Below are 355 nucleotides of genomic sequence, written 5' to 3' on the forward strand. Positions count from 1 at the left end.
GGACAAGGTAAACCGTGAGTTCCGCGTTCCGGCACCCAACATGCTCTGGGTGAGCGACTTCACCTACGTCGCCACCTGGAAGGGCTTCGTCTATGTCGCCTTTGTCATCGACGCCTACGCGCGCAAGATCGTCGGCTGGCGCGCCAGCACGTCAGCGCAGACAGGTTTCGTCTTGGATGCACTGGAGCAGGCAGTCCATGACCGAAGGCCGACAAAGGCCATGGGGTTGGTTCATCATAGCGACCGCGGATCGCAATACCTGTCCATTCGCTACACCGAGAGGCTGGGCGAAGCCGGTATCGAACCTTCCGTGGGGAGCGTTGGCGACAGCTACGACAATGCGTTGGCCGAAACC

At 60.6% G+C, this 355-nt stretch carries 1 protein-coding gene; it reads left to right on the top strand.

The window, feature by feature from the left end:
- On the top strand, nt 1-355 hold a 355-nt coding region (locus A3764_RS22800), incomplete at both ends, for a DDE-type integrase/transposase/recombinase (protein ID WP_150122428.1).

The sequence above is a fragment of the Sulfitobacter sp. HI0129 genome (assembly GCF_001635395.1).
Taxonomy (GTDB): domain Bacteria; phylum Pseudomonadota; class Alphaproteobacteria; order Rhodobacterales; family Rhodobacteraceae; genus Sulfitobacter.